The sequence below is a fragment of the Streptomyces sp. NPDC005004 genome, assembly GCF_053600675.1.
The window spans coordinates 133,046-154,691 of sequence record NZ_JBSGAH010000008.1 but is presented as its reverse complement, the minus strand read 5'-3'; the positions used below and the strand labels follow the sequence as shown (position 1 = coordinate 154,691).

Sequence of the window (21,646 nt, the reverse complement as noted above, 5' to 3'; positions counted from 1 at the left end):
AGGCGAGCTGAGCACATCGTGAACCTCCAGATATCTGGAGGCTCCCCCGAGCGGAGCGCCCCCGCATCCCCGGGAGGGGGGCGCTTGCTCCGAACGGGTGGGCCGGGGTGGAACCCGGGTGGGGCTCGGGTGAGGGCGGGTTTCGGCACGGTGGCCCGGGCCCCGGTCCGGGGCTCAGATCAGGTCGACCAGGTCCGCGATCGAGTCGACGACCTTGGAGGGGCGGAAGGGGTAGCGGTCGACCTCGTCGGGCTGGGTGACGCCGGTGAGGACGAGGAAGGTGCGCATCCCGGCCTCCAGGCCCGCGAGCACGTCGGTGTCCATGCGGTCGCCGATCATCGCGGAGGTCTCCGAGTGCGCGCCGATCGCGTTGAGCCCGGCGCGCATCATCAGCGGGTTGGGCTTGCCGACGAAGTACGGCTTCTTCTTCGTGGCGGCGGTGATCAGCGCGGCGACCGACCCGGTGGCGGGCAGCGCGCCCTCGGTGGAGGGGCCGACGTTGTCCGGGTTGGTGGCGATGAACCGGGCGCCGTCGTTGATCAGCCGGACCGCCTTGGTCATGGCCTCGAAGGAATAGGTACGTGTCTCCCCGAGGATCACGAAGTCCGGCTCGTGGTCGGTGAGGATGTAGCCGACGTCGTGCAGCGCGGTGGTCAGCCCGGCTTCCCCGATGACGTACGCGCTGCCGCCCGGGCGCTGGTCGTTCACGAACTGGGCCGTCGCCATCGCGGAGGTCCAGATGTTCTCCACCGGCACGTCCAGGCCCAGCCTGCGCAGCCTGGCGTGCAGGTCGCGTGCGGTGTAGATGGAGTTGTTGGTCAGCACCAGGAACGGCCGCTCCGCCTCCCGCAACTTCTTCAGGAAGGCATCGGCACCGGGGATCGGGACACCCTCGTGAATCAGCACCCCGTCCATGTCGGTGAGCCACGACTCGATGGGCTTGCGGTCTGCCATGTACGTCTCCGTCTCCCGGCTTGAGTGCGGTGCAGCCCCCAGCGTAGTGAGAGGGACGGAGTCAGTGACGTCGGCGGGGGTGGGTACGGGGGTGCCTGCGGGCGATCAGGAAGGCGACGGCGCCGAGGGCGAGGAGGGTGGAGGCGGCGGCGAGGAGGGGGCCGGTGGGGGTGGGGCCGGTCGCCGCGAGTTCCGGGTCTTCCGAGCCTTCGGGGTCCCAGGTGGTGTCGGTGCCGTCCGAGGTCTCCGTGTCGTCCGGGGTCCCTGCGTCCTCCGGCTCGGTTACGTCGTCGGAGGTGGAGGGGATGTCGGGGGCGGCGGTCTCGGCGGTCCCGGGGGCCTTGGCGGTCGGGGTGGGCCGGGGAGTGGTCGGGTAGAGGGTGGGGCCGGGGGATTCGGTGCCGGTGTGGGTGGGGGCCGGGGTGAGGGGGGAGACGGGGGTCCGGGGGCTCGCGGTGCCGGAGGCCTTGGGCTCGGGGGTGCCGGTGCCGTCCTGACCGGGGCCGGCGCTGCCGGTGGGGACGAGGGGCACGCCGGTCGGCGCTGAAGGAACAGCCGGTGTCGGGGGAACGGCCGGTGTCGATGGAATCGCCGGTGCTGAGGGAACAGCCGGCGCTGAGGAACTCACCGGTGCTGACGGCACCTCCTCCTCACCTCTCTCCTCGTCGGTGATGCCGAACCGATAGACGTTGGACTCCCCCACCCAGTCCCCGTCGTCGCCCTTGCGCTGGATGACGGCGGCGTTCGCGGTCACCTGTTCGAGGGCGGCGTCGGCGGCCAGGGCGAGACGCACCTCGACGCTCACCGTCTTGCCGGGGGCCACCGTGAACCCCCCGAACCCTTCACCCTCCAGCACACCGATGAGTTCCTGCTCATCGGTACTCACGAACCGGACCGCCCGTGCCCGCGAGCCGTCGTAGAAATCCATCCTCGGCTGGGCGGGCTTCAACGCCCGCCGCTCGTCCACGAGGACGACGACCGGGTGCACCCCGGTGCAGGCGACCTTGGAGGTGTTGGTGAGGTCGATGTACCAGGTCCCGAAATCACCGCCCGCCACATAGGAGTTGGGCCCCCCGTGAATCCGGGTCGCCAGCGGAAAGGTCCGGCCGTCCCCGGTGGGAGCACACCCGGCGGTGGCGGCGTGGGCGGCGGAGGGACTCAACGGGAGCAGGACGGAAGCCGAGGCAAGGCAGAAGACCGAAGGAAGGCAGGCGAGGGGAGACGATCGCATGACCATATGAACTTCCCAGCGAACCCCGGCGAACCCCGGAAAACCGCCCCCCACCCCCGGACGACACGCCAACTCCGCCCGATCAGTGCAGCCTCCTCCCCCAACCGGCTCCCCCGCGCACCCCCAACGGCAGCACACCCCCGAAAGCCGCCGACGGCGAGAACCCCCGCACGGGGACCACCCGCGCCCGAGACGACGAAAGCCGCACGGCCGGTGCGGGTGCGAACCGGACCCCCGCCGAAGGCGAAGCCGAGGCGGAAAGCCGACGCCCCCTACCCGTCCCGTCCGAACACCGGCCCCAACAACAACTGCCCGGCCCCCACGGCCACCCCCCGCTCCCCGCCGGAGGCGACCCGTACGGGCACCCCGTCCGGCACCCCCTCCGGTCCCGCCTCCCCCGCCCCCACAGCCCGCCGGGCCCGTGCCGCGAGCACCTCCGTCACGCCCCGCACGTACGCCTCCGGCTCCCCCGCGACCGTCCGCCCCCCGAGCAGCACAAGGTCGATGTCCAGCAACCCCACCAGATTCCCCGCACCCACGCCCAGCACCCGCGCCGCCTCGGAGGTCTCCCCCCGCCCCACAGCCGCCAGGCACAGCACCTCCACGCACCCCCGGTTCCCGCACGGACACACCGGACCGTCGAGTTGCAGGACCTGGTGCCCGAACTCCCCCGCCCCGGTCCGCGCCCCCCGATGCACCCGCCCCCCGATCACCAGCCCCGCACCAAGGCCCGTACCGAGGTGGAGGTAGGCGAAGGACCCCCCTTCACCCGCAGCCGCGAGGCCCAGCGCGGCGGCGTTCGTGTCCTTGTCGACCACGACCGGCACCCCCAGCCGCTCGGCAAGCGCGTCCCGCAGCGGAAACCCGGCCCACTCGGGAAACCCGGTGACCCGGTGCAGCACACCCCGGACGTGATCGAGCGGTCCCGGCAGCGCGACCCCGACCCCGAGCAACGTCGGGGCGTCGGCGGGCGCACCCCGGCCCAGCACCGTGCCGACCAGCGCCGTCACCTCGGCCGCGACCAGATCGAGCACCGCCTCCGCGCCCCCGCCGAGCCCGACCGTGCCGTAGCGCTCCCCCACCACCGTCCCGTTCAGGTCGAGCAGCACCGTACGCAACTCGTCCCGGTCCAGGTGCACACCGACCGCGTGCCCCGCCTCCGGCACGAGCCGCAGCACCGTCCGCGGCTTGCCCCCCGTGGAGGCCCGGCGCCCGGCCTCCACCGCGAACCCCTCCTCCCGCAGCCGCGCCGTGATCTTGCTGACGGCCTGCGGGGTGAGCCCCGTACGCTCGGCCAGCTCCAGGCGGCTGATCCCCTCCGCCCCGGCGCCCCGCAGCAGATCGAGCACGAGCGCGGTGTTGTGGGACCGCACCGCGAGGAGGTTCGCTCCCACCGGGCCGGGGCCGCTCTTCGTCCTGTTCACACGGTCCATTGTCCCCGCCGCTTGCACTTTGGCAACAGCGTTGCGAAAGTGGGACGCATGACTGGTACCCCTCTCCGCGTCGGCCTGATCGGCTACGGCCTCGCCGGCTCCGTCTTCCACGCCCCGCTGATCGCCGCCACCGACGACCTCGTCCTGGACACGGTCGTCACTGCGAACCCCGAGCGGCAGGAGCAGGCCCGCGCCGAGTTCCCCGACGTGCGCGTGGCCGCCACGCCCGAGGAGCTGTTCGAGCGCGCCGACGAGCTGGACCTGATCGTCATCGCGTCCCCGAACAAGACGCACGTGCCGCTCGCCACCACCGCCCTGAAGGCCGGCCTGCCGGTCGTCGTGGACAAGCCGATCGCGGGCACCGCGGCCGAGGCCCGCGAGCTGGCCGCCCTCGCCGACGAGCGCGGTGTGCTGCTCTCCGTCTTCCAGAACCGCCGCTGGGACAACGACTTCCTCACCCTGAAGAAGCTGGTCGAGGACGGCGCCCTCGGCGACGTCTGGCGCTTCGAGTCCCGCTTCGAGCGCTGGCGTCCGCAGCTCAAGGGCGGCTGGCGCGAGTCCGGCGACCCGGCCGAGATCGGCGGTCTGCTCTACGACCTCGGCAGCCACGTCGTCGACCAGGCGCTGGTCCTGTTCGGCCCGGTCACCGAGGTCTACGCCGAGGCGGTCGTCCGCCGCGACGGCGCGGAGACCGACGACGACACGTTCATCGCCCTGACCCACGCCGGCGGCGTCCGCTCCCACCTCTACGTCTCCGCCACCACCGCCCAGCTCGGCCCCCGCTTCCGGGTGCTCGGCTCGCGCGCGGGCTTCGTGAAGTACGGCCTGGACCCGCAGGAGGCCGCGCTGCGCGACGGCGCCCGTCCCGGCACCGAGGCCGCCTGGGGTGTCGAGGAGCCGGAGCTGTGGGGCCGCCTCGGCGCGGGCGAGTCCCCGGTGACCGGTGGCGGTACGCCCGTCGAGACCGTGCCCGGCGACTACCCGGCGTACTACGCGGCCGTCGCCGCCGCCGTGCGCGGCACCGGCCCCAACCCGGTGACCGCCCTGGAGGCCGCCGAGGCCCTCGACATCCTGGAAGCGGCCCGCCGCTCCGCTCTCGACAAGGTGACGGTGACGCTCTGATGACTTCCACTCCCGCACCGGCCCCGAGCGTCGCGGACCTGGAGGAGCAGGAACGGCGCCTGGTGTTCCGTACGTTCACGTACGACGACGCCTGGGCGCTCGGCTCGCTCCTGGTCGAGCTGGGCCGCGAGCGCCAGGCACCGATCGCGATCGACATCCACCGCGCGGGCCAGCAGCTCTTCCACGCCGCGCTGCCCGGCTCGACCCCGGACAACGACGCCTGGATCGCCCGCAAGCGCCGGGTCGTGGAGCGCTACGGCGCCGCGTCGTACCTGGTCGGCTCCCGCTTCCGCGCCAAGGGCACGACCTTCGAGGAATCCTCCCGCCTCGATGCCGATCGGTACGCGGCGCACGGCGGCTCCTTCCCGATCACGGTCGACGGCGTGGGTGTCGTCGGCTCGGTGACGGTCTCGGGGCTGCCGCAGGTGGAGGACCACCGGCTGGTGGTGGAGGCGCTGGAGCGGTTCCTGACGCGCTGAGCGTTGCCGCGGGCTGCCCGTGGCGGACGGTCGGCCCTTCGCGGGCGGGTCGCCCTTCGCGGGTCGCCCGCCCGCGGCCGACACACCCGCCCCGCGCTCACCTTCCGCACCGGGATTACCGCGCGGCTCCCTCCGGTTGGGACCGACGTGCACGACGATCGAGTGCCGACGATCGACGGCACCAACCCAGCCGGAGGGACAGACCCGATGAGCGAGTCGACGAGCGAACGCATCGCCAAGGAAGCGATCGGCCGGTACGGCGTCTGGAGCGTGGGACTGCGCTCCGAGGACCCCGACCGGCGTGACGCGATCGCGGAGGCGGCGGCGGAACTGGAACAACTCGGCTACGGCGCGGCCTGGTTGGGCGGCAGCAGCGCCCCGCGCCACGCCCTCCCGCTGCTCGGGGCGACCTCCCGTCTGGTCGTCGGCACGAGCATCCAGAGCATCTGGCAGTACGACGCGGCCGAGAGCGCGGCCCAGTTCTCCGAGGTGGACTCCACCTACCCCGGCCGCTTCCTGCTCGGCCTCGGCGTGAGCCACGCCAGGGTGGTGGAGCAGTACAAGCGCCCGTTCTCGGCACTGGTCTCCTACCTCGACGAGCTGGACAAGGCCGGTGTCCCGGCGGGCCGCCGAGTGCTGGCCGCACTCGGCCCCAAGACCCTGGCGCTGTCCGGCGAGCGCGCCCTCGGGGCGATCCCCTACCTGGTCACCCCCGAGCACACCGCCGAGGCCCGCGACATCCTGGGCTCCGAACCACTGCTCGCGCCGGAGCTCGGGGTGGTCCTGGAGCCCGACCCGGCCCGCGCCCGCGCGCTCGCCCGCGGCCACGTCGCGATGTACCTCCAGCTCCCGAACTACACCAACGCCTGGCGCCGCCTCGGCTTCACCGACGCCGACCTCGCCGACGGCGGCAGCGACCGGCTGATCGACGCGCTGTACGCCTGGGGCGACCCCGACCGCATCCGCGACCGCGCCGAGTCCTTCCTCACGGCGGGCGCCGACCACGTCGCCCTCCAGGTGGTGGAGGGCGACACGGCCCGCGACGACCTGCCGCGCGAGGCGTGGCGCAGGCTGGCGTCGATCCTCTTCTGAGCGTCCTCGGGGAGCGCGGCGGGTTACAGCAGTGCCCGCTCCGCCGCGCTCCACGCCGTGCTGGTGACGACGTACAGCGCGGCGGCCAGCGGCACGACCGCGACCGTCACCAGGGTGAGGAAGGACAGGAACGGCATGACCTTCCCGACGGTGCCGAGCCCCGGAACGGCGTTCTCCTGCGTCATGACGGGGTTCTCGGCCGCCAGCTTCCTGGTGGTGCGGTAGTTGACGGTGGCGACGGCCGCGACGAGGGCGAACAGGGCGAGGTAGACGACCCCGGCCGCCCCGAACACCCCGCCGCCGCCGAGCGCGTCGGCCCAGCGGCCGCCGAGCGGGGCGCCGAACAGGTCGTGCGCGAGCAGCCCGTTGCCGCCGCCGCCGATCGTCGTGCTGGAGAACAGGTGGTAGAGCAGGAAGAAGGCGGGCATCTGGAGCAGGCTCGGCAGCAGCCCGGCGAACGGCGAGACCTTCTCCTCCGCGTGCAGCTTCGCCACCGCCTCCCGCAGCCGCTCCGGGTCCTTCGCGTGCCGCGTCCGCAGCTCCGCGAGCCGCGGCCGCAACGCGGTCTGCGCCCGGCGTCCGCGCGCGGCGGCCCGGGACAGCGGATGCACGAGGAGCCGTACCAGCGCGGTGAACAGGACGATCGCGGCGGCGGCCGCGGAGGCGTGGCAGAGTGGCTGGAGCAGGCTTGCGAGCTGCTCGACGAGCCGGGCGAAGACGGACATGGGTGGAACCCTCCGGAGTGGGGTGCGTCGTGCCGGGTGTGGCATGGCAGGGCGGCATGACGACTCACGCGGGGAGCACCGAAGAAGCCCGGAACCGGGTCGGGGTCCCCTTCTTCTCCGGTTACGCGTGGATCGCCGGGAGGGCGATTCCGGGGGCCCGGGGCCGACGGCGGCCGGCCGCGTCGGGATCACGCTGCGGCAGGAAGGCCGTACGCCGGTCCCGGTCGCGTATCGCCGTGCGGACGCGGGTGCGGGGCACGGCGGGGACGCGGCGGGCGACCAGCGAGCAGACGGTGAGCGCGGAGGCGGCCGCGGTGGTCGCGGCGAGGGCGACGGCGGCGGAGAGCGTGCCGGTGCCGAGGAGGGCGGCCTGCAGCAGCAGAAGGTGCACGAAGACGAGCGGAAGAACGACCGACCGCACCGACGCCACCCCCTGTCCTCGATCCCTTCTCCGGTGATCTCTTCTCTGGGAACGCGGGAGATCGGCGCCCGGTTCCGGATTCGAAGAGGAATCCCGGAATTCCCCTCCAGGTCGATGCCGGACGCACCCTCCACCCGTGTCGGCGGTCGGCAGTACCGTGTCACCCATGCGCCCCGACACGCCTGCCGAGAACGTCGACCACACCGCTGAGGCGGCACGCCTGGAGCGGACCGCCGGGCTGTACCCGGAGGACGCGGAGGCGCTGCTGCTGCGCGCCGCGGCCCACCTGGAGCTGTCCGGCGCCCGCCCCGCGGCGACCGCGCTGTACGACCGCCTGCTGTCCGGCGCCGCCCCGCTGGACCATCCTCAGCTCGTCCGCGCCCTGAAGGCGTCGAACCTGTGGGAGTACGGCCACGAGGCGGAGGCCCGCGCGATCATCGACGGCATCCGCACGGCCGCGCCGCGTGATCCGGCACCGTGGGTGATCGTGGCGGAGTCCCTGGAGTCGCACGACGAGCTGGAAGCGGCGCACGAAACGTACACGGAGGGCGCCCGGCTCCTCCTGGCCGACGTCCCGGAGCGCCCGCCGTACGCGACCCACGCCCTGCTCTTCGGCCGCCACCGGGTCCGCAGGATGCTGGGCCTGCCCCACGACGACTGGGACGGCCTGGCCGACACCCTGCACGCGTCCCCGGTCTCCCTGGACGAGTTGCACGACCCCAAGCGCGTCTGGTCCCTCGGCTCGGACAACCCCGCCGAACTGGAAGCGGAGATCTCCCGCCTCCACGCCGAACTCAACGCCGCCCGCGAGGCCCTCTCCCGCCCCTTCCCCGTCGCCGTCCTCCACTGGCCGGCCCCCGAACTCACCGAACTCCTCACGGCGTACCCCTCCCTGACCTCCGAATACCCCACCCACGACGACCACCTCCTCCTGATAGAGACCTCCCTCCGCGAACTCGCCGCCTCCGGCACCCCGAACCTCGGCATCGTCACCGGCACGGTGCCGTCGTACGAAGCGTTCGCGGCGTCGGAGGGCGCGTCACCCTCCGACCCGTCCCTGCTGCCGCAGTACGCGACGACTCTGGCGGCGCGGGGGTTGGCGACGGAGTGGCCTCCGCAGCGGGGGGCGGGGTGTTGGTGTGGGGCGGGGGTGTCGTACACGGCGTGTCACGGCCTGAATGCTGAGAGTTCCTAGAGCTATCCCTGTCAGTGGCTGCTGTTAAAACAGATGCACATTGACAGGTAGTTGAGGGGGCTTTCGGTGGCCGAGGGGCACGAGTCGGGGCAACTGTCCGCTGGGGTGTACGAAAAGTTGATCACCCAGGACTTTGAGAAGGAACTGGGCCAGCTCAAGGCCATGGGGTGGAAGGCCATCGATGCGCCGGTTAGCGCGGAGTCCTCGCCGCACGTGCTGGCCCGGCACATCGGTGAGCTGGTTGCGCAGCGACTCAACCAGCTCCCGGCGGACAAGCAGGTGCCGTTCGCCAATCAGCTCCTGACCTCCCTGGCCGCACAGACCGCCGACCAGGGCTACCCGGAGCCGATCAGCACGCTCGTCGAAGGCCCGCGACAGCTTCTCGCGCTCGCCGAGCAGGAGGCACCTGGCGCTTATGCGATCCGACCGCTGACGCCGCTGTCCGAAGCCTCGCTGCTCACTAACTCCCCTGAGGACCTGAGCCTGGGCACCGAACTGCGGGCCGAACTCGCCACGGCAGACCGCATCGACCTGCTGTGCGCCTTCGTCAAGTGGTACGGCATTCGCGTTCTTGAGGACGCCCTGCGGGCAGCCAAGGAGCGCAACGTACCGATCCGCGTCATCACCACCACCTACATGGGCGCCACCGATCGGCACGCCTTGGACCGTCTGGTGCGCGACTTCGGCGCCACGGTCAAGGTGAACTACGAGATCCGCTCGACTCGGCTGCACGCGAAGGCGTGGATGTTCCGGCGAAAGACGGGTTTCGATACCGCCTATGTTGGCAGTTCGAACCTGTCCCGGGCCGCTTTGCTCGACGGTCTCGAGTGGAACGTACGGCTCTCCTCCGTGGCAACCCCTGCGGTGCTTGACAAGTTCGAGGCGACGTTCGACGCCTACTGGAACGACATCGCCTTCGAGACGTACGACCCGGACCAGCACGGCCAGCGCCTTGACGAAGCGCTCTCCCAGGCAAGTGGGACGAGCAGCGGAGCCGACCTCAAGATCAACCTGTCCGGTCTGGAAGTACGTCCGTTCCCTCACCAGCGGGACATGCTGGAGCGCCTTACGGTCGAGCGCGAATTGCGCGGACGGCACAGGAATCTGCTGGTTGCCGCCACCGGAACGGGAAAGACCGTCATGGCGGCGCTGGACTATCGCGGTCTGCGGAAGAAGTCGGACGACGGGCCGCCCAAGCTCCTGTTCGTGGCCCATCGCAAGGAGATCCTGAAGCAGTCGCTGCGCACCTACCGCGAGGTGCTAGACGACGCTTCCTTCGGCGAGTTGTTGCACGGTGGCCAGGACCCGCGCGAGTGGAACCATGTCTTCGCCAGCGTCCAGTCCCTCAACGTTCAGCGTCTTGAGCAGTTGGCGCCCGACCACTTTGACGTCATCGTCATCGACGAGTTCCACCACGCCACCGCGTCCACTTATCGGCGGGTCATCGACCACTTCAAGCCCAAGGAACTCCTGGGCCTCACCGCCACGCCCGAGCGGATGGATGGGCGGAACGTCCAGGACGAGTTCTTCGACGGTCGTATCGCGGCCGAAATGCGTCTTTGGGAAGCCTTGGAGAACGATCTCCTCTGCCCGTTCCACTACTTCGGTGTCCCGGACGGAACGGACCTGACGAACCTGCAGTGGCAGAAGGGTTCGTACACCGACCAAGAACTCGACAAGGTCTACACGGGCAATCATGCGCGCGCCCGGATCGTCGTGAAGCAGATCCAGGACAAGGTCTCCCACCCCGGGTCGATGCGAGCCCTGGGATTCTGCGTCACCAAGGCGCACGCCCGCTTCATGGCGAACTTCTTCCGTGAGGCCGGCTTCCAGGCCGTTGCCCTCGACAGCGACTCGCCGGCTGATGTGCGCGCTCAGGCGCTCACTGATCTGCGCGATGGCAAGCTCCAGGTGATTTTCTCCGTCGACCTCTTCAACGAGGGCCTGGACATCCCGGACGTCGACACGCTGCTCCTTCTCCGCCCGACCAACAGCGCCACGGTCTTCCTTCAGCAGTTGGGACGAGGACTCAGGCGCACCGAGTCGAAGCCCGTCCTCACGGTCCTCGACTTCATTGGCCAGCACAGGGCTGAGTTCCGATTCGAAGAACAGTTCCGTGCCATGACGAACCTGTCACGGAACCGGCTTATCGACCACATCGAGCACGACTTCCCCCAACTGCCCTCCGGCTGCCAGATCATCCTTGAGGGCAAGTCCAAGGACTTCGTCCTTGACAACATCCGCACGCAGATCGGCGCGACGGTAAAGACGCTGGTGAAGGAGGTGAAGACCTACTCCACGCCGCAGCTCGCCGACTACCTCCGCGAGAGCCGTCGGGAAATCAAGGAGCTGTACAAGAGCGACAACTCCTGGACCGCCATTCTGCGTCGTGCGGGGCTGCTGGAAGAGACCGGTCCCGCTGAGGAAACGGCGCTCCTGAAGCGGGTCCACGCCTTCCTTCATGTGGACGACCCTCAGCGCGCGGACGCTTACCGCCGTCTTCTCCAGGATGACGCCCCCTCCTACGACGAGTTGAGCCCTCTCGACCAGGCGTACGCACGGATGCTGTTCTTCAACATCTGGGACAACGCTGGTGATTTCACCACCTACCAGGAAGGGCTGGCCTCCCTACAGCCCCAGAAGGCATTCCGTGACGAGCTGACGCAGTTGCTCTCGTACGTCATGGAGCGGGCCGACCACTTCCCTCTCTCGCTGTCTGGTCGGCTCAGCCATGTGCCGCTGAAGGTGCACAGCTCCTACAACCGCTCGGAAGTCCTCGCCGCCCTCGGCGTGGCCCGCTTTGGTGGCCAGATGCCGCGCACCTTCGCGCAGGGCGTGCAGTGGGTGGAGGAGCTCCAGACCGACGCTCTTCTCGTCACCCTCGAAAAGAACGAGAAGGACTTCTCGCCCACGATCAGGTACAAGGACTACGCGCTCAGCCCGACGCTCTTCCACTGGGAATCACAGAACGCGACGTCTGAAGACTCCCGCACCGGCAGGCGTTACCAGCAGCACAAGCAGTTGGGCAGCGAGGTCCTGCTGTTCATGCGGCGCTACAAGAACACCGACATAGGCAAGTCCCAGCCGTGGATGCTGCTCGGTCCGGCCGCGTACGTGGAGCACACCGGGAGCAAGCCGATGGCTATCCAGTGGCGCCTGGAGCATCAGCTGCCGGCCGACGTCTGGACGTACTCGGCCATCATGGCCAGCTGATCAGGCCGCAAGGCTTTCTGCCGAGACGGTCGTCGCCGTCGCCAACTCCGCCCGCCCGAACAGCAGCGCGTAACCCCGCGGGAGGCAGCCCAGGAGCCGCGTCGTCGCCATCTCCGACTGGTGGGACAGGGCCGTCAGCACCGACGTCACGTGCCAGCGCGCCGTGGCCGACGGGACGTCCATCTCGGTCGCGATCGAGTCGACGAACTCGCGGGCCGTGAGGGGGTGAGGGGTCGGCGGCTGGGTGAGGAGGGGGTTGGCGGCTTCCGGGGGGAGGGTGGCGGTCAGGGGCTCGCGGTCTTCGAGGGGGACGAGCGCGGCCAGGGCCGTGAGGACGGTGTGGGTGACGGCTGCCGCCTCCGCCCTGGTCACGTACTGGCCCGCCTCGCGTACCGCGTCGGTCAGGGACAGGGGTGCCGGGATGGTGGTTCTCGGCTGCGACGTCGTCACGGTCATCTGTGCTCCTCCTGCGTGGTGTGGCATGGGGTGGCGAAACTCCGGATACCCCGTCCTTCCAGCCGTATGGGGTGCGGTTTCAGCCAATGTCCGGCCGGCGGCCGGGTAGGGGGCGGTCCGTGGGCGCGGGTGCGCGCCGCTGCCACCCGCCCGGAGGCCGCTCGCCGGCGCGCGTCCGACCCGGTCGAAGCCCGACCCCCGGCGCGCGTTAGCCTCGGCCGAGACACGACATACGGGAACAATCAGGAGGCGTTCATGGCCAGGGTTCCGAGCGCGGCGATCGCTGCTGCCGGGCTTGTCGGGGGTTACGGCGTGGCCCGCTGGACCAAGAAGCGTCCGCTGGGTGGAGTCGTCCTGGCCGCCGCTGGTACGGCTGCCGCCCGGCAGTGGCAGGCGCAGGCCGGTAACGCGGTTGCCGGTGGGCTCACCGCCGCGTACGTCGCCGCCTTCGCCGGTTCGCATCCCCTGGCCAAGAAGGTGGGCGCCTGGCCGTCGGTCTTCGGTGTCGCGGGTGCCGTGGCCCTCGCGTCCTGGGTCGTCGCGGACCGACGGGGTTAGGTTCCAGCGTCCGTGGAGGGGGGCGCCTGACCGTCCGTACTCGGCGTCGTCGGCGCCCTCCTGTGCTGGGCAGCCGTCGCGGAACGACGGGGTCGGGTTCCCGTCCGTGAGGCGGGCGCCTGACCGTCCGCCCTCGGCGCCGCGGGTGTCGTCGCCCGCGCGTCCGGGGGGTCGTCGCGGACCGGCGAGGTGAAGTTCCCCTCGCCCGAGAAAGGGCGCCCGGACGCCCCTTCCAGGCGCCGCCAGTCCCGTCCGTCGCCGTCGCCGACGCCGTCATACTCCGCCTCCTGAGCCGGTCTACGCCCCCTCCGCAGAGGTGGGCGCACGGTCGTCCGGCCTCACCGCCTGGCGCAGCGGGGTCACCGCTCACCGGCGCGAGCCCGCGGGCCCCCGCCTCCACGGTCCCGCCCGGGCGCCCTGCCCGGCTCACTTCTCCTCCCCGCCTCCGCCCACCGCGGTCAGCGGCGCCGCCACGTCCTCCAGCCCCCGCCGCTCCGCGTTCACGGCGAGGACCGCCGCCACGAGTCCCGCCACGCACATCAGCGCCGCGCCGATCTGGAAGGCGAGCACCGTGTCGCCGACGCGGCCCGTCCCCGTCAGGTCCGCGAAGAGAAGGGGTCCGCTGATGCCGCCTGCCGCCGTGCCCAGGGCGTAGAAGAAGGCGATCGACATCGCGCGGGTCTCCATGGGGAAGATCTCGGAGACGGTGAGGTAGGCGCTGGAGGCGCCCGCGGAGGCGAAGAAGAGGACCACGCACCAGCAGGCCGTCATGGTCGCCGCGTTGAGTACGCCGCGGTCGAAGAGCCAGGCCGTGCCGAAGAGGAGCAGCCCCGACAGCAGGTACGTCGAGGAGATCATGATCCGGCGGCCGACCGTGTCGAAGAGCTTGCCCAGCAGCAGGGGGCCGAAGAAGTTGCCGACGGCGATGACGGCGAAGTAGTAGCCGGTGTGGCCGGAGGGGACGTCGAAGAACTTCGTGAGGATCGCGCCGAAGCCGAAGGTGATCGCGTTGTAGAGGAACGCCTGGCCGATGAAGAGGGAGAAGCCGAGGATCGCGCGCCTGCGGTAGCGGGCGAAGAGGGTGTGGGCGATCTCGCGGAAGGTGACCGTGCCGCGCTGGTGGATCTCCAGCCGTCCCGACGGCTGCGGGAGCCGCTCACCGCTGTCCGCCTCGATCTTCCGCTCGATCCCCGAGACGATCTCCTCCGCCTCCCGCTCCCTGCCGTGGATCAGCAGCCAGCGCGGGCTCTCCGGGACGTGACGGCGTACGAGCAGGATCACCAGCGCCAGCACCGCGCCCAGCGCGAACGTCAGCCGCCAGCCCAGGTTCTCCGGCAGGAACGCCGTGTCCAGCGCCAGGATCGACAGCAGCGAACCGCCCACCGCGCCGAGCCAGAAGCTGCCGTTGATGATCAGGTCGACCCGGCCACGGTGATCGGAGGGGATCAGCTCGTCGATCGCGGAGTTGATCGCCGCGTACTCCCCGCCGATGCCGAAGCCCGTCAGGAAGCGGAACAGGAAGAACCACCACGCCTCGGTCGACAGCGAGGTCAGCGCCGTCGCCGCGAGATACACCGCCAGCGTGATCATGAACAGCTTGCGGCGACCGAACCGGTCCGTCAGCCGCGCCCAGAACAGCGCACCGACACACGCGCCCGCGACGTACAGCGCCGCCGCCACGCCCGTGACCTGCCCGGACGAGATCGCCAGCCCGCTGCCCGGCTCCGACAGCCGGCTCGCGATGTTGCCGACGACCGTGACCTCAAGACCGTCCAGGATCCATACGGTTCCCAGCCCGATCACGATGGTCCAGTGCCAGCGGGACCAGGGAAGCCGGTCCAGCCTCGCGGGGATGTCGGTGGTGATCGTGGGCGCGGTGCGGTGGGACGCCGGTGTCTCGGCTCGGCTCATGGGCTACTGCCTCCTCGTCGAAGGTGCAGATCCGGGTTCCCCGGCTCGGAGGAAACAGACCCGGCGATCACCGGTTCAGCGTCGCCCCGGCCAAGCGGCAACCCCGCCGACGGCTACGAGCCCGGGCCGACGCCTACACTCCGGGCCCGCTCTCCGCCCCCGACCCCGACCCCGCCCCGGCACCGGCACCGGCACCGGCACCGGCACCGAGCCAACGCCCCGCCGCGCACCCCCGCTGAAGCGGCGCAGCCCCTACGCTCCCAACCCCCGCGACACCGCGTAGATCACCAGCCCCGCCAGCGACCCCACGACCGTGCCGTTGATCCGGATGAACTGCAGATCGCGCCCGATGTGTGCCTCGATCTTCCGTGTCGTGTGCTCCGCGTCCCAGCCCGCCACGGTGTCGGTGATCAGGGAGGTGATCTCGTCGCGGTAGCTGGTGACGACGTGGACGGCCGCGCCCTCCACCCAACGGTCCACCTTCTCCTGCATCTTCGGCTCGGTCGCCATCCGCGTCCCCAGCGAGATCAGCCCCGCCCGCACCCGCAGCCGCAGCTCGCTGCGCTCGTCCTCCGCCGCCGCGACGATCATGGATCGTACGGCCGTCCACGCGGACGCGATCAGGTCCTGCACCTCGCCGCGGCCCAGCACCTCGCTCTTGAGCCGCTCCACCCGCGCCCGGGTCTCGGTGTCGGACTGGAGGTCGGAGGCGAAGTCGGTGAGGAAACGGTCCAGCGCGCCGCGCGCCGGGTGCGTCGGCATCTCGCGCATCTCGGTGACGAAGCGCAGCAGCTCCTTGTAGATCCGCTCGCCGACCTTGCGGTCCACGAAACGCGGGGTCCAGCCCGGCGCGCCGCCCTCCACCGCGACCATGACGTCGTCCCGGTGCCGCACCAGCCAGTCGTGGGCGCGGGAGATCACCAGGTCCACGACACGCCGGTGACCGCCGTCCTCGACGATCCGGTCGAGCAGCTTGCCCACCGCCGGGGCGATCTCACGCGAATCGGCCCGTCGGGTGATCGCCTCGCCCACCACCGCCTGCACGTCCGAGTCGCGCAGCACGGTCAGGGCACCGCGCAGCGCGGTGGCCAGCTCGGCGGTGACCCGGTCGGCGTTCTCCGGCTCCGCGAGCCACGCGCCGAGCCGGCTGCCGATGCCGACCGCGCGCAGGCGTTGCCGTACGACGTCCTGGGAGAGGAAGTTCTCCCCCACGAACTCCCCGAGCGACACCCCGAGCTGGTCCTTCTTGGTCGGGATGATCGCGGTGTGCGGGATCGGCAGGCCCAGCGGGTGCCGGAACAGCGCGGTCACCGCGAACCAGTCCGCGAGCGCGCCCACCATGCCCGCCTCGGCCGCCGCGGCGACGTACCCCGACCAGGAACCCGCTCCCGCGTGCTCGGCCCAGGTGGCCAGGACGTAGACCACCGCGACGAACAGCAGCATCCCGGTCGCGGTGAGCTTCATGCGCCGTACCCCGCGCCGCCGTTCCTCGTCGGCGGGGGTGAAGGCGGTCATGGTGCGGTACGACGCCGCGCCGCCCGGTTGCCGCTGCCCGACCGCACCGAGCGCACCGGATGCACCGGATGCACCGGATGCACCAGCCGTACCGTCCATACCGGCCCGGGGGCCCGCCGTGCCGTCCGGCCTGTCCTGTTCCGCGTGTTCCATCTCGCTCCACCCGTCCGGTGATCCCGCACACACATTGTCCCTTCCTGGGGACTTCAGGAACGGAACACGGGTTCCTCACGTCTGTCAGAGGGGTGGCACGGGCAGGGTCCTGTCAACCCCGTCGGTCCCATGGCCCATCATGGGATCTTTGGAAGCGGAGCCCCAGGCTCCAGGCCCCGAGGAGATCAGCACCAGCGTGACCAAGCGCCACGGTTATGCCCTGCTCAGTGCGCTCGCCGCACTCGTCGTGATCCTGTCCGCCGTCATCTACGTCACGACGACACGCGGTGAGGACACCACGCGCGGCACGGTCGCCGACAGCGGACCCCACCATGGCTCCACCGTCGCCCCCGCCTCCACGGGGACCTGGGTCGGAGCCTGGTCCGCCGCGCCCGCGGGCGCCGAGCCCGGCACCGAGACCCTCGGCATGGCGGGGCGTTCGGTGCGCAACGTCGTGCACGTGGGCACGGGCGGTACGAGCGCCCGCATCACGCTGTCCAACCTCTACGGCCAGACCCCGCTGACCATCACACACGCCTCGCTCGCCGTCTCCGCGGGCCAGAACACCGCCGCCGCCCGTGCGGAAACGATGCGGCGGCTCAGCTTCAACGGCGCCGCGAGCGTCGTCGTCCCCGCGGGCGAGCAGATCACCAGCGACGCGGTACGGGTGAACATCCCGCACGACACGGACGTGCTGGTCACCACGTACTCCCCCACCCCCTCGGGACCGGTCACCTACCACCCGCGCGCACGGCAGCTCTCGTACATCGCGACGGGCGACCGCACCGAGGACGCCACCGGGACGCCGTACACCGCGCAGACGCCCTTCTGGCGGTACCTGACCGCGCTGGACGTCATCAGCCACGAGGCGGACGGCACCGCCGTCGTGTTCGGCGACTCCATCACCGACGGGCTGACCTCCACGATCGGCGCCAACCGGCGCTGGCCCGACGTGCTCTCCCAGCGGCTGCGCGCAGCCGTGGAGAGCGGGGACGACCTTCCCCGCTACACCGTCGTCAACGAGGGCATCAGCGGCAACCAGGTCCTCGCGGACGGCCTCGGGCGCCCCGCCGACAACCCCAGCGGCATCGGCCGCTTCGGACGGGACGCACTCGGGCACCCCAACACCAAGGTCGTGATCATCGACCTCGGCATCAACGACATCCTGCGCAACCCGCGCCTGGCCGACCCGAACAAGATCGCCGACGGCCTGCGCGCCCTGGTCCGCCAGGCACACGCCCGCGGGCTGAAGGTCGTCGGCGCCACCCTGATGCCCTTCCAGGGCCACCTCGGCTGGACGCCCTCCCGCGAGGTCGTCCGCCAGCAGGTCAACGCCCAGATCCGCGCCGGCAAGGTCTTCGACGCGGTCGTCGACTTCGACGCCGCCCTCCGCGACCCCTACGCCCCCCACCACCTGCGCCCCGAATACGACTCCGGCGACCACCTCCACCCCAGCGACCTGGGCTTCCACAAGATGGCCGCGGTCTTCGACCTGCGGACGCTGCGCGGGGCGGGGCAGGCGGAGCTTTAGCCCACCGGGCGGTGCGAGGGTTTGAGGGCGGCTCCGAGCGCGGGCCCTGGAGGCACCCGCGCCGGAGGGGGCCGGGCGGAGCCGGCGCCGGGGGCGTGAATACTGGCCCCATGACCCGCTTGATCCTCGCCACCCGTAACGCCGGAAAGATCACCGAGCTGAGGGCGATCCTCGCCGAGGCCGGACTGCCCCATGAGCTGATCGGCGCCGACGCCTTTCCGGAGGTGCCGGACGTCAAGGAGACCGGCGTCACCTTCGCCGAGAACGCGCTGCTCAAGGCACACGCGCTCGCCCAGGCCACCGGTCTGCCCGCCGTCGCCGACGACTCCGGTCTCTGCGTGGACGTGCTGAACGGCGCGCCCGGCATCTTCTCCGCCCGCTGGGCCGGCCGCCACGGCGACGACCAGGCCAACCTGGACCTGCTCCTCGCCCAGCTCTCCGACATCGCGGACGAACACCGCGCCGCCCACTTCGCCTGCGCCGCCGCCCTCGCCCTGCCGGACGGCACCGAGCGCGTGGTGGAGGGACAGCTCCGCGGCACCCTGCGCCACGCCCCGGCCGGCACGAACGGCTTCGGCTACGACCCGATCCTTCAGCCGGAGGGCGAGACGCGCACCTGCGCGGAGCTGTCGGCGGCCGAGAAGAACGCGATCAGCCATCGAGGGAAGGCGTTCCGGGCGCTGGTTCCGGTGGTACGGGAGCTGCTGGGCTGAACGTGGCGAAGGGCCGCCTTGTCCAAGGCGGCCCTTCGATTCCAAGGCGTGCGGCCGATGGGAGTCGAACCCACATGGGCAAATGCCCCGAGGCACCTAAAACCTCTGCTTATACCATTCAGCAACGGCCGCGTGTCTCGCCCATGCTACCGGGCTGTCCACGGCTTTCGGCCTCCCCCTCGGCACCATGTGCTGGTGGTGGCGTGGCAGTTGGGACAGAGCAACCGCAGGTTCTCGCGCCGGTCGTCGCTCCAGTCTCCGTTGATGTGATCGACCTCCAGCGTCATGGGCATACCGAGCCACTGGGAACCAACTCCGCACTCGGCGCACACCTCGGGTACTCCCGTCTCGCGAAGCGCACGACGTAGCAGGTGCGTCCTCGTCCGGCGCTTGCCGTCGTGACGCACCAGGATGTCTTCGGCACGTCTGACCGGGGTGGTGCCCCGCTTCCCTCGCTGATGCGCCTGGCCCAGGAAGTGTGACGTGGTGAGGTGATCCTCGGCTGCCCATTGACGCAGCAGCGCACGCTGACTGCCGTTATCCGGGCGGCCGAGCCGACGAAGCGCCTCTGCGACGGAGATCGACTCGGCAACCGCCGTACGCAGCTCCTGAGGGGTGGGCCGGGGCGGTCGGCCGATGGGCTCGAAGTGCGAGATGTCGATCCCGAAGTGGGCGAAGCGCCTCAACAGGTAGCAATCGAGGTTGTCATACGCGGGGGTGCCGAAGACGGCGGCAACTTCACGGAGGCTGGAGCACTGCCCGGCCGCCCGCGTGAGCAGTTCCCGCGTGTACCGCACACCGTTACTCATCCGGCTCCCCCTTGGTCCGCCCCTTGCCCCGGCCCCGGTAACTGTCAGTCGTCGAGTGGCAATTGGGACAGAGGAACCGGAGGTTCTCGATACGGTTGTCCCGCCAGTCGCCGTCGACGTGATCGACCTCCAGCGGCAGAGGGAGGCCCTCCCAGACGGCTTCCGTGCCACAGAGCGCGCATCGCTCCCGTACTCCCATGGCGACCATCGCCCACTTGAGACGGTCGCCCGGGATGCGCCGGGCGCTGCCCCCGGGCTGCCGGACGAGCAACACCTCCGGGGTCCGGGCGCGCCGGGGCGTCCCTCGCCGTGCTGGCAGCCTGAAGTGCGAGGTGTCGATGCCGTACGCCTTGATCCGGCGACTGATGTGCGTGTGATGGCCGCCGACGACCTCCAGGCCGAGGTGCCGCAGCACGTCGCACATGTTCGTCGAGGCCCCGACCGCCTGCTCGAGGATCTCTCTCGTCCACTTCACGCCCTCACGCTCGAAGTGGGAGACGTCGATCCCCAGCTTCTTCATCCGTGCCAGCACGTACCACCGGGTCGAACTCCCCGGATCCACCCCCAGCCTCTCCAGCGCCTCCGACAGGTTCCGCGCACCCCGAGCCGCCTCCTCCAGCCGCTCACGCGTGTACACACTGACCGGCATCAAGCCCCTCCGTCCCGGCCGCACGTTCGTCGCCCGCTTGGACTAACGAACCGGTTATCGGACGGTCACGCACGGAAAACGGAAGCGGAAAGCAGGGGGGCGGAGAAAAGTGCGGCCCGCGCCGGGGGGTTCCGGGGCGGGCCGTGGGGCAGGGGGCGGTCAGATGCCCAGGTCCTTGATGATCTTAGCGACGTGGCCCGTGGCCTTGACGTTGTAGAGGGCGCGCTCGACCTTGCCGTGTTCGTCGACGATCACGGTGGAACGGATGACGCCGACGACGGTCTTGCCGTAGAGCTTCTTCTCGCCGTAGGCGCCGTACGCCTCCAGGACCTGCTTGTCGGGGTCGGCCAGGAGGGTGACCTCCAGGGACTCCGTGTCGCGGAACTTGGCCAGCTTCTCCGGCTTGTCGGGGGAGATGCCGATGACGTCGTAGCCGGCACCGGCCAGCAACTCCAGGTTGTCGGTGAAGTCGCAGGCCTGCTTGGTGCAGCCGGGGGTAAGCGCCGCGGGGTAGAAGTAGACGATGACCTTGCGGCCCTTGTGGTCCGCCAGGGACACCTCGTTGCCGTCGGCGTCGGGGAGGGTGAAGGCCGGGGCCGGGTCCCCGGGCTGGAGTCGCTCGCTCATCCCGCCAGCCTAATCGGCCGGACCGGGGGCCTCGCCGTGCGGAGCGGCCAGGAACTGACAGACTGTTCACCACAAAGCATCAGCAGACTTCGGAGGCCGTACGGTGGCGGAGACGTCGGACACCAGAACACCGGCGCAGATCGAGGCGGACATCAAGCGCCGTCGTGAAGTGCTGGCCGAGACGCTCGACGAGATCGGGGTGCGCGTGCACCCCAAGACGATCGTCGGCGATGCCAAGGCGAAGGCCGTCGCCAACCTCGACCATGTCTTCGGCCAGGCGTTCGTCACGGCCAACCGGGTGATGACCGAGGTACGGGACCAGTTCGTCGACGACGACGGCGCCCCCCGCATGGAGCGGATCGTGCCGGCCGCGCTGATCGTGGCGGGCGCGGTGGGTCTGATCGTCGTCGGCGCGACCCGGCGGCGCAGGCGCTGAGCCGCGGCGGGTAGGTTCAGGGGCGTGAGCGCCAACAGAGACGAGCAGAGCACACCCCACCACGACAAGCTGCCCATCCGGATGCTGCACGACCGGGTTCTCGTGCGGCAGGAGACCGGTGAGGGCGAGCGGCGGTCGGGGGGCGGCATCCTGATCCCCGCCACGGCGGCGGTCGGGCGCAGGCTGGCCTGGGCCGCGGTGGTCGCGGTCGGGCAGAACGTGCGGACGGTGGAGCCCGGCGACCGGGTGCTGTTCGACCCGGAGGACCTGGCCGAGGTCGAGGTGCGGGGCGTCGCGTACGTGCTCATGCGCGAGCGCGATCTGCACGCGGTGGCCGCCGACCGGTTCGAGGGGTCGGAGGACTCCACGGGGCTGTACCTGTAGGACCCGCGGATACGGAGAAGGGGCTGGTGACCTGGTCAC

21 protein-coding genes and 1 tRNA gene are annotated in these 21,646 nt (G+C 70.8%); 10 read left to right on the top strand and 12 right to left on the bottom strand.

What is annotated here, in order from left to right:
* Window positions 1-174: 174 nt before the first annotated feature.
* From ACWEEU_RS13685 to ACWEEU_RS13675, 3 genes are all read right to left on the bottom strand, one after another.
* Entirely contained in the window at window positions 175-954 is a 780-nt protein-coding gene (locus ACWEEU_RS13685; RefSeq protein ID WP_385741343.1) for an HAD-IIA family hydrolase, read from the bottom strand.
* Window positions 955-1,015: 61 nt separating this feature from the next.
* Entirely contained in the window at window positions 1,016-2,185 is a 1,170-nt protein-coding gene (locus ACWEEU_RS13680; protein ID WP_451731806.1) for a hypothetical protein, read from the bottom strand.
* A 272-nt stretch (window positions 2,186-2,457) separates the two neighbouring features.
* Window positions 2,458-3,618 carry an ROK family protein gene (locus tag ACWEEU_RS13675; protein ID WP_451731803.1) on the bottom strand — a complete coding sequence of 387 codons (1,161 nt, stop codon included), beginning with the start codon at window positions 3,616-3,618 and terminating at the stop codon, window positions 2,458-2,460.
* Between the two features lie 48 nt (window positions 3,619-3,666).
* Here ACWEEU_RS13675 and ACWEEU_RS13670 point away from each other — a divergent pair, with 48 nt between their 5' ends.
* The 3 genes from ACWEEU_RS13670 (at window position 3,667) to ACWEEU_RS13660 (ending at window position 6,311) form a co-directional block, all read left to right on the top strand.
* On the top strand, window positions 3,667-4,740 hold the full coding sequence (locus tag ACWEEU_RS13670; protein ID WP_451731800.1) for a Gfo/Idh/MocA family protein: 1,074 nt from the start codon (window positions 3,667-3,669) through the stop codon (window positions 4,738-4,740).
* On the top strand, window positions 4,740-5,219 hold the full coding sequence (locus ACWEEU_RS13665; RefSeq protein ID WP_451731797.1) for a heme-degrading domain-containing protein: 480 nt from the start codon (window positions 4,740-4,742) through the stop codon (window positions 5,217-5,219). The genes ACWEEU_RS13670 and ACWEEU_RS13665 overlap by 1 nt, the downstream gene beginning before the upstream one ends.
* 207 nt (window positions 5,220-5,426) lie before the next feature.
* Window positions 5,427-6,311: an LLM class F420-dependent oxidoreductase gene (locus ACWEEU_RS13660; protein ID WP_451731794.1), complete on the top strand. Its 885-nt coding sequence runs from the start codon at window positions 5,427-5,429 to the stop codon at window positions 6,309-6,311.
* 23 nt (window positions 6,312-6,334) lie between these two features.
* On the opposite strand, the gene yidC is transcribed toward ACWEEU_RS13660, so the two are convergent.
* Both yidC and ACWEEU_RS13650 read right to left on the bottom strand, forming a co-directional pair.
* Complete coding sequence (yidC, locus tag ACWEEU_RS13655) at window positions 6,335-7,036, bottom strand: membrane protein insertase YidC (protein WP_451731791.1); 702 nt, start codon at window positions 7,034-7,036, stop codon at window positions 6,335-6,337.
* Window positions 7,037-7,157: 121 nt separating this feature from the next.
* Window positions 7,158-7,466 carry a DUF6412 domain-containing protein gene (locus ACWEEU_RS13650; protein ID WP_451731788.1) on the bottom strand — a complete coding sequence of 103 codons (309 nt, stop codon included), beginning with the start codon at window positions 7,464-7,466 and terminating at the stop codon, window positions 7,158-7,160.
* A gap of 157 nt (window positions 7,467-7,623) precedes the next feature.
* Between ACWEEU_RS13650 and ACWEEU_RS13645 the strand changes: the two genes are divergently transcribed.
* The gene (locus ACWEEU_RS13645; protein ID WP_451731785.1) at window positions 7,624-8,652 is read left to right on the top strand and encodes a hypothetical protein; all 1,029 of its coding nucleotides are present in this window, start codon (window positions 7,624-7,626) and stop codon (window positions 8,650-8,652) included.
* A 93-nt stretch (window positions 8,653-8,745) separates the two neighbouring features.
* Entirely contained in the window at window positions 8,746-11,865 is a 3,120-nt protein-coding gene (locus ACWEEU_RS13640) for a DUF3427 domain-containing protein (RefSeq protein ID WP_451732115.1), read from the top strand.
* On the opposite strand, the gene ACWEEU_RS13635 is transcribed toward ACWEEU_RS13640, so the two are convergent.
* A complete protein-coding gene (locus ACWEEU_RS13635) occupies window positions 11,866-12,321 on the bottom strand; it encodes a DUF2267 domain-containing protein (RefSeq protein WP_451731782.1) in 456 nt (151 codons plus the stop codon).
* Window positions 12,322-12,576: 255 nt separating this feature from the next.
* Here ACWEEU_RS13635 and ACWEEU_RS13630 point away from each other — a divergent pair, with 255 nt between their 5' ends.
* Window positions 12,577-12,879 (top strand): hypothetical protein, encoded by a 303-nt coding sequence (locus ACWEEU_RS13630; RefSeq protein WP_385741283.1) that lies wholly within the window; start codon window positions 12,577-12,579, stop codon window positions 12,877-12,879.
* A gap of 426 nt (window positions 12,880-13,305) precedes the next feature.
* On the opposite strand, the gene ACWEEU_RS13625 is transcribed toward ACWEEU_RS13630, so the two are convergent.
* A complete protein-coding gene (locus tag ACWEEU_RS13625) occupies window positions 13,306-14,790 on the bottom strand; it encodes an MFS transporter (RefSeq protein WP_451731779.1) in 1,485 nt (494 codons plus the stop codon).
* A 252-nt stretch (window positions 14,791-15,042) separates the two neighbouring features.
* The gene (locus ACWEEU_RS13620; protein ID WP_451731776.1) at window positions 15,043-16,458 is read right to left on the bottom strand and encodes a DUF445 domain-containing protein; all 1,416 of its coding nucleotides are present in this window, start codon (window positions 16,456-16,458) and stop codon (window positions 15,043-15,045) included.
* Window positions 16,459-16,654: 196 nt separating this feature from the next.
* On the opposite strand from ACWEEU_RS13620, the gene ACWEEU_RS13615 reads away from it, so the two are divergent.
* Both ACWEEU_RS13615 and rdgB read left to right on the top strand, forming a co-directional pair.
* The gene (locus ACWEEU_RS13615; protein WP_451732112.1) at window positions 16,655-17,989 is read left to right on the top strand and encodes an SGNH/GDSL hydrolase family protein; all 1,335 of its coding nucleotides are present in this window, start codon (window positions 16,655-16,657) and stop codon (window positions 17,987-17,989) included.
* 110 nt (window positions 17,990-18,099) lie between these two features.
* Window positions 18,100-18,702 (top strand): RdgB/HAM1 family non-canonical purine NTP pyrophosphatase, encoded by a 603-nt coding sequence (rdgB, locus tag ACWEEU_RS13610; protein WP_451731773.1) that lies wholly within the window; start codon window positions 18,100-18,102, stop codon window positions 18,700-18,702.
* 49 nt (window positions 18,703-18,751) lie between these two features.
* Here rdgB and ACWEEU_RS13605 read toward each other — a convergent pair.
* From ACWEEU_RS13605 to bcp, 4 genes are all read right to left on the bottom strand, one after another.
* Window positions 18,752-18,834 (bottom strand) — tRNA-Leu (locus tag ACWEEU_RS13605).
* A 14-nt stretch (window positions 18,835-18,848) separates the two neighbouring features.
* Window positions 18,849-19,511, bottom strand: a complete 663-nt coding sequence (locus ACWEEU_RS13600) for an HNH endonuclease (RefSeq protein ID WP_451731770.1) — start codon at window positions 19,509-19,511, stop codon at window positions 18,849-18,851.
* Window positions 19,504-20,160: an HNH endonuclease signature motif containing protein gene (locus tag ACWEEU_RS13595; RefSeq protein ID WP_385741269.1), complete on the bottom strand. Its 657-nt coding sequence runs from the start codon at window positions 20,158-20,160 to the stop codon at window positions 19,504-19,506. The genes ACWEEU_RS13600 and ACWEEU_RS13595 overlap by 8 nt, the downstream gene beginning before the upstream one ends.
* Before the next feature lie 159 nt (window positions 20,161-20,319).
* Window positions 20,320-20,787 carry a thioredoxin-dependent thiol peroxidase gene (gene bcp / locus ACWEEU_RS13590; RefSeq protein WP_385741266.1) on the bottom strand — a complete coding sequence of 156 codons (468 nt, stop codon included), beginning with the start codon at window positions 20,785-20,787 and terminating at the stop codon, window positions 20,320-20,322.
* A gap of 103 nt (window positions 20,788-20,890) precedes the next feature.
* Between bcp and ACWEEU_RS13585 the strand changes: the two genes are divergently transcribed.
* Together ACWEEU_RS13585 and ACWEEU_RS13580 are read left to right on the top strand one after the other, a co-directional pair.
* Complete coding sequence (locus ACWEEU_RS13585) at window positions 20,891-21,223, top strand: DUF3618 domain-containing protein (RefSeq protein WP_366801909.1); 333 nt, start codon at window positions 20,891-20,893, stop codon at window positions 21,221-21,223.
* An 81-nt stretch (window positions 21,224-21,304) separates the two neighbouring features.
* The gene (locus tag ACWEEU_RS13580) at window positions 21,305-21,607 is read left to right on the top strand and encodes a GroES family chaperonin (RefSeq protein ID WP_135788791.1); all 303 of its coding nucleotides are present in this window, start codon (window positions 21,305-21,307) and stop codon (window positions 21,605-21,607) included.
* The last annotated feature ends 39 nt before the right edge of the window (window positions 21,608-21,646 follow it).